This window comes from Pseudomonas sp. RA_15y_Pfl2_54, from assembly GCF_963971015.1.
Lineage (GTDB): Bacteria > Pseudomonadota > Gammaproteobacteria > Pseudomonadales > Pseudomonadaceae > Aquipseudomonas > Aquipseudomonas baetica_A.
On the sequence record NZ_CAXAPN010000026.1, the window covers coordinates 60,104 to 73,200 of the forward strand.

At 58.9% G+C, this 13,097-nt stretch carries 10 protein-coding genes; 3 read left to right on the plus strand and 7 right to left on the minus strand.

The annotated features are described in order from the left end of the window. Nucleotides 1-107: 107 nt before the first annotated feature. The 6 genes from cysG to AACY50_RS19055 form a co-directional block, all read right to left on the minus strand. Nucleotides 108-1,502: a siroheme synthase CysG gene (gene cysG, locus AACY50_RS19030; RefSeq protein WP_339434085.1), complete on the minus strand. Its 1,395-nt coding sequence runs from the start codon at nt 1,500-1,502 to the stop codon at nt 108-110. Beyond that, nucleotides 1,503-2,783 (minus strand): serine--tRNA ligase, encoded by a 1,281-nt coding sequence (serS, locus tag AACY50_RS19035; protein ID WP_221730371.1) that lies wholly within the window; start codon nt 2,781-2,783, stop codon nt 1,503-1,505. Nucleotides 2,784-2,798: 15 nt separating this feature from the next. Then, entirely contained in the window at nt 2,799-3,173 is a 375-nt protein-coding gene (crcB, locus tag AACY50_RS19040) for a fluoride efflux transporter CrcB (RefSeq protein WP_339434084.1), read from the minus strand. Next, a complete protein-coding gene (locus AACY50_RS19045) occupies nt 3,173-4,495 on the minus strand; it encodes a replication-associated recombination protein A (RefSeq protein ID WP_339434083.1) in 1,323 nt (440 codons plus the stop codon). Before AACY50_RS19045 ends, crcB begins: the two co-directional genes overlap by 1 nt. 57 nt (nt 4,496-4,552) lie before the next feature. Next, nucleotides 4,553-5,173, minus strand: a complete 621-nt coding sequence (gene lolA / locus AACY50_RS19050) for an outer membrane lipoprotein chaperone LolA (RefSeq protein WP_339434082.1) — start codon at nt 5,171-5,173, stop codon at nt 4,553-4,555. A gap of 79 nt (nt 5,174-5,252) precedes the next feature. Then, on the minus strand, nt 5,253-7,661 hold the full coding sequence (locus AACY50_RS19055; protein ID WP_339434081.1) for a DNA translocase FtsK: 2,409 nt from the start codon (nt 7,659-7,661) through the stop codon (nt 5,253-5,255). A gap of 536 nt (nt 7,662-8,197) precedes the next feature. Here AACY50_RS19055 and aat point away from each other — a divergent pair. The 3 genes from aat (at nt 8,198) to infA (ending at nt 9,974) form a co-directional block, all read left to right on the plus strand. Next, nucleotides 8,198-8,878: a leucyl/phenylalanyl-tRNA--protein transferase gene (gene aat / locus AACY50_RS19060; RefSeq protein ID WP_339434080.1), complete on the plus strand. Its 681-nt coding sequence runs from the start codon at nt 8,198-8,200 to the stop codon at nt 8,876-8,878. 57 nt (nt 8,879-8,935) lie between these two features. Next, nucleotides 8,936-9,643, plus strand: a complete 708-nt coding sequence (locus AACY50_RS19065; RefSeq protein WP_339434079.1) for an arginyltransferase — start codon at nt 8,936-8,938, stop codon at nt 9,641-9,643. A gap of 112 nt (nt 9,644-9,755) precedes the next feature. Then, nucleotides 9,756-9,974 (plus strand): translation initiation factor IF-1, encoded by a 219-nt coding sequence (infA, locus tag AACY50_RS19070; protein WP_002553999.1) that lies wholly within the window; start codon nt 9,756-9,758, stop codon nt 9,972-9,974. Nucleotides 9,975-10,804: 830 nt separating this feature from the next. On the opposite strand, the gene clpA is transcribed toward infA, so the two are convergent. Beyond that, complete coding sequence (gene clpA, locus AACY50_RS19075) at nt 10,805-13,075, minus strand: ATP-dependent Clp protease ATP-binding subunit ClpA (protein WP_339434112.1); 2,271 nt, start codon at nt 13,073-13,075, stop codon at nt 10,805-10,807. Nucleotides 13,076-13,097: the final 22 nt, after the last annotated feature.

Genomic DNA, 13,097 nt, shown 5'->3' on the forward strand with positions numbered 1-13,097 from the left:
TGTTTTTGAGGGCCTCTTCGCGAGCAAACTCGCTCCCACACTAGATCTGTGTCGTTCACAAATCCAATGCGGGAGCGAGCTTGCTCGCGAATGAGACGACGCGATCTTCAGACCTGCGCCTGAGCGCCCTCAAACCACGCCAGTTTCTCGCGCAGTTGCACCACTTCACCGACGATCACCAATGTCGGTGCATGCACTTCATGCTCTGCCACCATTCGCGGCAAGTCAGCCAGCGTGCCGGTGAAGACGCGCTGATTGACCGTGGTGCCCTGCTGAATCAGCGCTGCCGGGGTGTCCGCCGAGCGACCGTGCTTGATCAACTGCTCGCAAATCACCGGCAACCCCACCAGGCCCATGTAGAACACCAACGTCTGCGCCGGGGCGACGAGGTCGGCCCACGGCAGATCGGTGGATCCGTCCTTCAAATGCCCGGTGACAAAGCGCACTGACTGCGCGTAATCACGATGGGTCAGTGGAATCCCGGCGTACGCCGCACAACCGCTGGCTGCCGTGATACCGGGTACGACCTGGAATGGAATGCCGTGCGCGGCCAGCTCCTCGATCTCTTCGCCGCCACGGCCGAAGATAAACGGATCACCGCCCTTCAATCGCACGACTCGCTTGCCGGCCTTGGCCAGATCGACCAATTGCTGGTTGATCTGATCCTGCGGCACGGCGTGGTCGGCGCGACGCTTACCGACGTAAACCCGCTCGGCATCGCGACGGCACAGATCAAGAATGGCCGGTGCGACCAAACGGTCATACAGCACGACGTCAGCCTGTTGCATCAGACGCAGCGCACGGAAGGTCAGCAGATCGGGATCACCCGGCCCTGCTCCCACCAGATATACCTCACCCGTGGTGACGTCGGCCTCGCCATCGATCTTCGCTTGCAGCAGCCGCTCGGCCTCGGCGCCCTGCCCGGCCAGTTGCCGGTCGGCAATCGGCCCCTGAAACACGTCTTCCCAGAACCCGCGACGCTGCTGCACATCCGGAAAAAGGCTTTTGACCTGATTACGGAAACGCGCGGCGAGACCGGCCAGTTGTCCGTAGGTCGACGGAATCCAGGTTTCGATCTTGGCGCGGATCAACCGGGCCAACACCGGCGCATCGCCGCCGCTGGAGATCGCAACGATCAGCGGCGAGCGATCGACGATCGCCGGGAAGATCACGCTGCACAAGGCCGGGGCGTCGACCACGTTGACCGGCACGCAACGCCGATGGGCATCGGTGGAGACTTGTGCGTTGAGCGCTTCGTCATCCGTGGCGGCAATGATCAGCACGCAACCGTCCAGATCCGCTTCCGCGTAACCGCGAACCCGGCATTCGCCACCGCTGGCCACGACCAGCTCACGCAGCTGTGTTTCGATTTCAGGTGCAACCACCCGCAGCTGCGCACCGGCATCGGCCAGCAGGCGGGATTTGCGCAAGGCAATTTCCCCCCCGCCGACGACCAACACACGACTGCCGCGCAGGTTGTGAAACAGCGGCAGATATTTCATTTAGCCGATGACCTCAAGGCCACCCATGTAAGGCTTCAGCACGTCCGGCACGCGGATCGAACCGTCGGCCTGCTGATAGTTTTCCAGCACGGCAACCAGCGTGCGGCCAACAGCCAGACCGGAACCGTTGAGGGTGTGTACCAGTTCAGGCTTGCCGGTTTCCGGATTGCGGAACCGCGCTTGCATACGACGGGCCTGGAAATCGCCGCAGTTTGAGCACGACGAGATTTCGCGGTACTTGTCCTGGCTCGGAATCCACACTTCCAGGTCGTAAGTCTTGACGGCGCTGAAGCCCATGTCGCCGGTGCACAACGCCAGGGTGCGATACGGCAGGCCGAGCAATTGCAGGACTTTTTCGGCGTTGGCGGTCAGGCCTTCCAGCGCTTGCATCGAGGTCGACGGCTCAACGATCTGGACCATTTCAACCTTGTCGAACTGGTGCTGACGGATCATGCCGCGGGTGTCACGGCCCGACGCACCGGCTTCGCTACGGAAGCAGGGTGTATGGGCGACGAACTTGATCGGCAACAGTTTCGAATCGACGATTTCGCCGGCGACGATGTTGGTCAGCGACACTTCCGCCGTCGGGATCAGGTACAGATCGGCTTCGCCTTCGCGAGCGATCTTGAACAGGTCTTCTTCGAACTTCGGCAATTGACCGGTACCTTGCAGCGCCGGAGCCTGAACCAGATAAGGCGTGTAAGCCTCTTCATAGCCGTGCTCGTTGACGTGCAGGTTGATCATGAACTGCGCCAGTGCGCGGTGCAGACGGGCGATCGGGCCACGCAGCAGGGCAAAACGTGCGCCGGACAGTTTGGCGGCGGTTTCAAAGTCCAGCCAGCCGAACTTTTCGCCCAAGGCGACGTGGTCCTGAACCGGGAAATCGAACGCGGTCGGAGTGCCCCAGCGGCGCACTTCAACGTTGTCATCTTCGTCTTTGCCGACCGGCACGGATTCGTGCGGCAGGTTCGGGATACCGAGCAGGATCGAGTCCAGTTCGGTCTGAATTGCGTCCAGCTCGACTTTGCCGGCGCTCAGTTCGCCCGCCATGCGCTCGACGTCCGCCATCAGCGGTGCGATGTCTTCGCCACGCTGTTTGGCCTGACCGATGGATTTGGAACGCGCGTTACGCTCAGCCTGCAATGCTTCGGTGCGGGTCTGGACGGTCTTGCGCTGTTCTTCCAGCGCTTCGATGCGCGCGGTATCCAGGGCAAAGCCACGGGAAGCCAGGCGGTCCGCTACGTCCTGAAGGTTGCTACGTAACAGTTTGGAATCGAGCATGTCGGTTTCTCGTTATCAAAGTTTGGTCAAAGACAGGCCAGCCCACGTTGCGAGCAGCCCGCCGAATACGCTGAGCGCCGCATAGCCCAGGGCCAGCGGCACTTGCCCGCTTTCCAGCAGGCGCACCGTATCCAGTGAAAAGGATGAAAAAGTCGTCAGCCCACCCAGGAAGCCAACGATCAACCCGGCACGCAACTCAATCGGCACGTCCGGGCGGATCAAAAACAGGCCGTACAACACGCCAATCAGCAGACAGCCCACGATATTAACGGCCAGCGTCGCGGTATAGAAGTGCCGCGGCCAATTGGCATTGATCCAATTGCCGGTAACAAAGCGCAACAATGTACCGGCGGCCCCGCCGATGGAGACCGCAACTATCAATGGAATCACTATTTTCTCCGCTGTCTTGGGCTTAAACGGTCGAGTTGGGCAAGGTGATTGAGCTTCTCGCCGATCTTCAATTCCAGGCCACGCGGCACCGGCTGATAGAAGGGGATCGGCTCGAGTTCTTCCGGGAAATAGTCTTCGCCGGCCGCATAGGCGTCCGGCTCGTCATGGGCATAACGGTATTCGTCGCCGTAGCCCAGTTGTTTCATCAGCTTGGTCGGTGCGTTGCGCAGATGCAGCGGCACCTCCAGCGAGCCGTTTTCAGCGGCCGCGCGCAAAGCGGTTTTGAAGCCCATGTACACCGCATTGCTTTTCGGTGCGCAGGCCAGATACGTAATGGCCTGAGCCACCGCCAACTCGCCTTCCGGACTGCCGAGGCGTTCTTGCACTTCCCACGCCGCCAGGCAAAGGCTGAGGGCACGCGGGTCGGCATTGCCGATATCTTCGCTGGCCATGCGCACCACGCGCCGGGCCAGGTACAGCGGGTCGCAACCGCCGTCGATCATCCGTGCAAACCAGTACAGCGCGCCATCCGGATTGGAACCACGCACTGATTTGTGCAGCGCGGATATCTGGTCATAGAACGCCTCACCGCCCTTGTCGAAGCGACGACGGGTGTCACCGAGCAGACTTTGCAGGAGTTCGATGCCGATCTCGCTGTCGTCTTCGGCCAGATCCGAAGCGTTCTCCAGGAGATTAAGCAGCCGCCGCCCATCGCCATCGGCGGCGGACAACAGCATCTGGAAGCCTTCATCGCTCAACGTCAGGTTGCGCTTGCCCAAGCCACGCTCTTCGCTGAGCGCGCGGTGTACAAGCTTGCGCAGCGCCGCCTCGTCGAGGCTTTTCAGCACGTAGACGCGAGCCCGCGACAACAAGGCGTTGTTCAGTTCGAACGAAGGGTTTTCGGTGGTGGCGCCGATGAAAATCAGCGTGCCGTCTTCAACGTACGGCAGAAATGCATCCTGCTGGGACTTGTTGAAGCGGTGCACTTCATCGACGAACAAAATCGTGCGCTTGCCGTACTGGCCGGCCTGCTGCTTGGCGATTTCAACAGCCTGACGGATCTCTTTGACCCCGGCGAGAACTGCCGAGACTGTTTCGAAGTGCGCGTCCGAGACTTCGGCGAGCAACCGCGCCAGCGTGGTCTTGCCCACGCCCGGCGGCCCCCAGAAGATCATCGAATGCAGGGCACCCTGCTCCAGCGCCTCACGCAGAGGCTTGCCGCGAGCGAGCACGTGCTCCTGACCGACATACTCATCCAGATTGGTCGCACGTAAACGCGCGGCCAGCGGCTGGGCAATCGGTGCACTGCGAAACAGATCCATCACGTACCGTTGAAACCTCTAGTAGATCTTGAGACCGATGATTGCTCCTGTGGGAGCTTATTCCTGAATGACGTCGGCACCTTTCGGGATGTCGAACTTGAACTTGGACGCCGGCACCGCTTCGTTGGCCTTCACCCCGGTAAACAGGATGTTGGTGCGCTGACCAACGCTGTCGATCAGTTGCATGTCATTGAGCAGACCGTTGCGGAACGACAGACGCAGGCTGTCGAACAGGGTGTCCTTGGTTTTCGGCTTGAGGGTGAAGTCGATCACGCCACCCGCCTCTTTCGCCGAGATGTCGAAGCTCTGGCTGATTTTCGACACGTCACCCGACAGCAGCAGCGCTGGCGTCTGGGTCAGACGTTCGTCGAGCTTCTTGATGGTGGCCTGTTCCAGATCCGGGTCCCACAGGGTGACTTTCTTGCCGTCGGAGACCATGGTCTGCTCGGCCGGCGCATTGGTGTGCCAGTAAAACAGGCCCGGGCGCTGCAGGGTCATGTCACCGGTGGTTTCCTGCAACTGAGTGCCGCTGCCGTCGAGGGTCAGTTGCGAGAAGTTAGCAGTCAGGGTCTTGGAGGTTTCCAGCAATTGGGTCAGACGAGCCACGTCCTTGTCATCGGCGTGGGCCGTGAGTGTGGTCAAAGCCAGTACTGGCAACAGCATGCGGATAAGACGCATGGGAGTCCTCTTGAATACTCGTTGGGAGGGGACGGCGCATCATTGCACCGTCCTTTTGTTAGTCATCAGGGGCGCTGAATCAGTCGCGTACCGGGCCCGGAGCCAGGACTTCACGCGACCCATTGGTGTTCATTGAAGTGACGACACCGGCCATTTCCATAGCCTCGATCATTCGCGCGGCGCGGTTGTAGCCGATTTTCAGCTTGCGCTGCACCGCGGAAATCGATGCGCGGCGGCTTTCGAGGACGAACTGAACCGCTTCGTCATATAGCGCATCGGCTTCCGGATCATCGCCGTCGCCACCACCGCTGCTGCCCTCAAAGCCGCTGCCCGCCTCTTCGACACCGTTGAGGATGTCGTCGTTGTACTCCGGTGCGCCGCGCAGTTTCCACGCTTCAACCACGCGGTGTACTTCATCGTCGGAAACGAACGCGCCGTGAACCCGAATAGGCAGGCTGGTGCCCGGTGGCATGTAGAGCATGTCACCGTGGCCAAGCAGTTGTTCGGCGCCGCCCTGGTCGATGATGGTCCGCGAGTCGATCTTGCTCGACACCTGGAACGCCATACGCGTCGGAATGTTGGCCTTGATCAGACCGGTGATCACGTCCACCGAAGGCCGCTGGGTCGCAAGGATCAAGTGAATACCCGCGGCACGCGCCTTCTGCGCGATCCGGGCAATCAACTCCTCAACCTTCTTGCCGACGATCATCATCATGTCGGCGAATTCATCGACGACCACGACGATGGTCGGCAGCTTGCTCAGCAGCGGCGCTTCGTCATGAATGCTTTCACGCTTGTACAGCGGATCGCTCAACGGCTCTCCGGCATCCTGCGCTTCCTTGACCTTGGCGTTGAAGCCGGACAGGTTACGCACGCCCATCTTCGCCATCAGCTTGTAGCGACGCTCCATCTCCGCGACGCTCCAGCGCAGGGCATTGGCGGCGTCCTTCATGTCGGTGACCACCGGGCAGAGCAAATGCGGAATGCCTTCGTAGATCGACAGCTCAAGCATTTTCGGGTCGATCATGATCAGTTTGGCGTCTTCCGGGCCGGACTTGAACAGGATCGACAGAATCATCGCGTTCACACCCACCGACTTACCGGAACCGGTGGTACCGGCTACCAGCAAGTGCGGCATCTTCGCCAGATCGGTAATGACCGGTTTGCCGCCGATATCGTGACCCAACGCCAACGTGACCGGCGATTTGAAGTTGTCGTACTCAGGCGTCGACAGCACTTCGGAGAAGCGCACGATCTGCCGGTCTTCGTTCGGGATCTCGATACCGACCGTGGTCTTGCCCGGAATGACTTCGACCACACGCACACTGGTCACGGCCAGGGAGCGCGCAAGGTCTTTCGCCAGGTTGGCGATGCGGCTGACCTTGACGCCGGCGGCGGGCTGAATTTCATAACGGGTAATCACCGGGCCCGGGTGAATCGAATCCACGGACACCTCGACACCGAACTCCTTGAGTTTGATCTCCAGAAGGTGGCCGACCGCAGCCAGGGACTCCGGCGAGTAATTGAGTTGTTTCTTTTCCGCCGGGTCGAGGATCGAGATTGGCGGCAAAGTGCCTTCCACGGCGCTGTCAACGAACAACGGCGCCTGCTTCTCTTTCTGCACACGCTTGCTTGGCTCCGGCGCCTTGACCGGGGCTGGCGCGATGACCGGCGGCACCTGTTTCTCGCGCTCGGACATGTGTTTGCTCAGGGCCTGCTCGCGTTCGATCAAGCGCTCTTTGACCTTGGCCTGCTCACGTTTGTCGGTGACAGTCGGAGCAACGACATCATGGACTCGGTCATCGACTTCACGCAGTTGTGCAACCAGTTGCTTGCGTTCGGTGCGCGCCGACCACCAGCGGTTGAGCGCGCCCTGAAACAGCTCGAACAGGTCGAGGGTGATCTTGCCAGTGATGTCCATCACCTTGAACCACGACAAGTCGGTGAAGACGGTCAGGCCGAACAGAAACAGCGCGATGAACAGCAGCGTGCTGCCCTGGATATTCAGCGCATTCTTCGCCAGATCGCCGAGACTCTCGCCCAAGGCACCGCCGGCACCGGCCGGCAGACCGGTCGCGGCGTGAAAATGGATGTGTGCCAGCGCAGCGCCGGACAACACCAGAAACACCAGACCGATCAGCCGCCAGGAGAACAGCCAGCCGCTCCACTGCCACTGCTCGTGGCGCTGACGGAAGATCTGATAGGCCTTGATCGCCAGTAGCAAGGGGAAGATATAGGCAAAATAACCGAGCACCATGAACAGGATATCGGCGCTGTAAGAGCCCGCCGGGCCGCCGAAATTCTGTACGTCGTCGATCTTGCTGTTGTGGCTCCAGCCCGGATCGTCCTTGCCGTAGGTCAGCAAGGCCATCATCAGGAACAGGCACAAAGCGCCGATGGCGATCAATGCACCTTCCTTGAGCCGGTAGTGCAATTGCTGGCGCCAGAGCGGAACGACTGTTTTTGGTGCTTCGGTGGATTTCTTCAAAACGCTTCTTTTCCTGCGCCCAAGGCGCGTCCATCTATTGAATGACGATAAAAAACTGCCCAATCCAGGCAGGTGAAAAGTTGACGGGCACAACTGAGACTACTTTTAACATTGCACTGATGCTTTCATAAACACAGCCATAAGCATCGCACGCAGCGAATATTCTGTAACAGCCCGGCATTGTACGGGTTTGTGCGTCTGATGCCATGCTTCAACGCCCAGGTTTGAGCATAGCCAAGCGTACAGAACCTGCGATTCAATTTGAGCATGCATTGTCTTTTGTGACAAAGGCTTATGAGGTGTATTTGATGAACATAGCGAAGCATTGCCACCCACACCTCGCAACCTGTCACTGACTGCCCGTCAAGCCTGTTGCATGCCCGACCACGCCGCTCGCTTACGACCGCATCAAGCTTGCCAAGTTGCAACACTGCAAACGTCAGGCAGGATCGGCACGACATTCGCGCCATTTAGCGGCACACTTTAGCGCGGGCTAACAGCCCACATCACCCTCCCCTTCTGCAAGCCTGGATGCCATGCTGACTTGGTTACAACGTAATTCCCTGACTTTTCCGCCGCTGGAAAAGGCCATGCGCGACCCCAATGGACTGCTCGCCGCGGGCGGCGATCTGTCCGCCGATCGCCTGATTCAGGCTTATCGTCATGGCTGCTTCCCATGGTTTTCCGAGGGCCAGCCTATTCTTTGGTGGTCACCAGACCCTCGCACCGTGCTATTTCCCGACGAACTGCATGTCTCGCGCAGCCTCGGCAAATTACTGCGCAAAGCACGCTACCAGGTCACCTTCGATCAGGACTTTGAGGCGGTGATCCACGCCTGCGCCGCCCCACGGGACTATGCCGATGGCACCTGGATCACCGAAGCCATGCAGGAGGCCTACATTGAATTGCATCGGCGCGGCTTCGCTCATTCAGTGGAAGTCCGGGATCAGGGCAAACTGGTCGGCGGCCTGTATGGCTTGGCGATGGGACAGCTGTTTTTTGGTGAATCGATGTTCAGCCGCGCGGATAACGCCTCCAAATATGGCTTTGCCACCTTGGTGCAGCACCTGAAGGACTCGGGTTTTGTGCTGATCGACTGCCAGATGCCGACCGATCATCTGCACAGCCTTGGCGCCCGGGCGATTCCCCGCCACGAATTCGCGGAATATCTGGCTCGGCATCTGGATCAGCCCAATGATGCGACCTGGGTTTGCTGAGCGACTTTTGCGCGCGTGGCTTACACTTAATTCACCAGCTTACCCCGAGGGTTGATCATGACCGAGTTGGCGCGTTTGAAGTTCTATGCCACTCAGCCCCACTCTTGCAGTTATCTGCCCGAGGAGCAGGCCACGACCCTGTTTCTCGATCCGAGCCAGCCCATGGATGTGCATGTTTACGCAGATCTGTCGGAAATGGGCTTTCGTCGCAGCGGCGATCATCTGTATCGCCCCCATTGCCAGAATTGCAATGCGTGCGTGCCTGCACGCATTCCGGTGGCGCTGTTCACCCCCAATCGTCAGCAAAAGCGCATTTTCAAGCGCAACGCCGATTTGCAGGTTCATCCGGCCAAACCCAAATTCAGCGAAGAATATTTCGACCTGTACCAGCGCTACATCGAACAGCGTCACGCTGACGGCGACATGTATCCGCCGAGCCGCGATCAATTCTCCACGTTTCTGGTTCGCGACCTGCCCTTCTCGCGCTTTTACGAATTTCGTCTCGACGGACGGTTGCTGGCGGTGGCAGTGACCGATTTGCTACCAAACGGCTTGTCAGCGGTGTACACCTTCTACGAGCCCGCCGAAGAGCGCCGCAGCCTGGGCCGCTTCGCCATCCTGTGGCAAATTGCCGAAAGCCAACGCATGGGGCTTGAGGCGGTTTACCTGGGTTACTGGATCAAGAACTGCAAAAAGATGAACTACAAGACCCAGTATCGCCCCATCGAACTGCTGATTAATCAGCGCTGGGTGATCCTGAACTAAACCCAAACCCTAAACCCCTTGGCGTAAACGCCATTTTTCGGGCACAATGCACGCCGCTTTTGCCTGGCGCAGTTGCACCGGGCCATTCATTGGATACCGAGGGCTTTACTGCATGTCGAAAGAAGACAGCTTCGAAATGGAAGGCACTGTCGTCGACACCCTGCCCAACACCATGTTTCGTGTGGAGTTGGAAAATGGGCACGTCGTAACCGCGCATATTTCCGGCAAGATGCGCAAGAACTACATTCGTATTCTTACCGGTGACAAAGTGCGCGTCGAGCTGACGCCCTATGACTTGAGCAAAGGGCGCATCACTTACCGCGCTCGCTAATCAAGTCAATACAGAACGCCCGGTTTATGCCGGGCGTTTTTGTGTCTGCACTTTAATGGTTTTGTGTGTATATCCGCTGCTGCGGATCCCTTTTTCAAACGCCGGAGTGCCGGCCCAGCAAAAAAACACCAAAAGGCTTTGCCCCTGACGCACGGCACTTCGCTGAGACTCAGTGCTCCCTCGCTACGGTTGAGCAACAGATCAAAAGCCAAAGCCAAAGCAGATCAAAAGATCGCAGCCTTCGGCAGCTCCTACATGGGGACTGGGTGTGTTCAGTGAAAATTCGGTGGCTGGTAAGCCGTCTTCGCCAGCAAGCTCGCCCCCACAGCTGGATTGGGCGCGATTAGTCAGAGATGGTCGGCTCGCAGGCCGCCATCGCTGGCAAGCCAGCGCCCACAAAAAACCAACAGCAAACAGCGCCCGCTTTTCACTGCTCAACAGGATGAGCGTTAGCTCGGCTGCAGTTTTTGATCTGCAAGGCGACGTCGGAAGGCTGAGTGGAGGGATTGATCCGGGGGTGGGAGCGCAGCGACCGTTTGGCGAAGCCAAACACAGCGAGAGGAGGTGCAGCGAAGCAAACCGTAGGCGCTGCGCCCGGATCGATCCCGGAGCGAAGGAACCCCGAGCCCCAGCGAGCGGGCCGAACGTAGGAGCAAGCGTTTTTTGCTTACTTTTTTTGGCGTTTGAAAAAAAGTGAGTCGCCGTAAGGGCGAAACCGTAATAAGCCATCACCGCAGCAACGGATATTCACCCAAAACCCAAAAACCCCACCCCCCCCCCAAAAAACAAAAAAGGCGCCCGAAGGCGCCTTCCCAATCAACACCAAGCCGTCAGGCCATCTCAGCCGTGGTTTCGAAGTCAAACGTCATTTCACCGTCCTTGATGTCGATGTGAACCACACCGCCATGCTCGGCCAGCTCGCCAAACAGAATCTCCTCCGCCAGCGGACGCTTGATCTTGTCCTGGATCAGACGCGCCATCGGACGAGCGCCCATGGCAGAGTCGTAACCACCCGCCGCCAGCCAACTGCGCGCCGCATCGGTAACTTCCAGCAGCACACGCTTGTCTTCCAACTGCGCCTGAAGCTCGGTAAGGAACTTGTCCACCACACTTTTGATGACCTCATGACTGAGGCGACCAAACTGGATAATGGTGTCCAGACGGTTGCGGAATTCCGGCGTGAAGCTCTTCTTGATCACTTCCATCGCATCGGACGAGTGGTCCTGATGGGTGAAACCAATCGAAGCACGAGCTGCCGTTTCGGCACCAGCGTTGGTGGTCATGATCACGATCACGTTGCGGAAGTCCGCTTTGCGCCCGTTGTTGTCAGTGAGCGTACCGTGGTCCATCACCTGCAGCAGCAGGTTGAAGACTTCCGGGTGCGCCTTCTCGATTTCATCGAGCAGCAATACGCAGTGCGGCTGCTTGGTGATCGCCTCGGTCAACAGACCGCCCTGATCGAAGCCGACATAACCTGGAGGGGCACCGATCAGACGCGATACGGTGTGACGTTCCATGTATTCGGACATGTCGAAGCGAACCAGTTCGATCCCCAACGCCTTGGCCAGTTGCCGCGCGGCTTCGGTTTTACCGACACCGGTAGGCCCTGCGAAAAGGAACGACCCCACCGGTTTATCAGGCGACTTGAGGCCGGCACGGGACAGCTTGATCGCAGTGGACAGCGAGTCGATCGCCGCATCCTGACCAAACACCGTCAGCTTGAGGTCACGCTCCAGGTTACGCAGCAGTTCCTTATCGGAACTGGTGACGTGCTTCGGCGGAATACGCGCGATTTTCGCCACGATATCTTCAACCTGCGGCACTTCGATACGCTTGACGCGCTTCTCGACCGGTTGCAAACGCTGGTAGGCACCCGCCTCATCGATCACGTCGATGGCCTTGTCCGGCATGTGTCGATCATTGATGTAACGCGACGCCAGTTCAGCGGCGGCACGCAACGACTCATCGCTGTACTCGATGTTGTGGTGCGCCTCGAAACGACCCTTCAGGCCGCGCAGGATACCGATGGTGTCTTCCACCGACGGCTCGACGACATCGACCTTCTGGAAGCGCCGCGCCAAAGCACGATCCTTCTCGAAGATGCCGCGAAACTCCTGAAACGTGGTCGAGCCGATGCAGCGAATATCGCCAGACGACAGCAGTGGCTTGAGCAGATTCGAAGCGTCCATGACACCACCGGATGCAGCGCCAGCACCAATGATGGTGTGAATCTCGTCGATGAACAGGATCGCCTGAGGACGCTTTTTCAGCTCATTGAGCAACGCCTTGAAGCGCTTCTCGAAATCACCGCGATATTTGGTGCCCGCGAGCAGAGCACCGAGATCGAGCGAGTAAACAACGCTGCTGGCCAACAGATCAGGGACCTGGTTGTCGACAATGCGTTTGGCCAGGCCTTCGGCAATCGCGGTTTTACCCACGCCAGCCTCGCCGACCAACAGCGGATTATTTTTGCGCCGCCGCGCCAGGATCTGCGCGACACGCTCGACTTCCGACTCACGGCCGACCAGCGGATCAATCCGCCCCTGACGCGCGAGTTCGTTGAGGTTGCTGGCATAAGCATCCAGAGGATTGCCTGAAGAAGAAGACTCACCGCCCTCGTCGTCCTGCATGTCTTGCTCACCTTCAGAGTGATCGCCATGCCCCGGCACTTTGGAAATGCCGTGAGCGATGTAGTTGACGACATCGATGCGCGCAACGCTCTGCTGTTTCAGCAGAAACACGGCCTGACTCTCTTGCTCACTGAAGATTGCAACCAGCACATTGGCGCCAGTCACTTCGCGTTTGCCCGAGCTCTGTACGTGAAAAACAGCACGCTGCAGTACACGCTGGAAGCCCAGGGTTGGCTGGGTTTCGCGATCTTCGTCATGAACGGGGATCAATGGCGTGGTGGAGTCGATGAACTCCTGCAGGTCATGCTTGAGTTTGTCGAGGTTTGCGCCGCAGGCACGCAAAACGGTGGCGGCAGCCTCATTGTCCAATAAGGCCAACAGGAGGTGTTCGACGGTCATGAACTCATGACGCTTCGAACGAGCCTCCTTGAAGGCAAGATTGAGGGTGACTTCGAGCTCGCGGTTTAACATAGCTTCACCTCATACCCAAGTG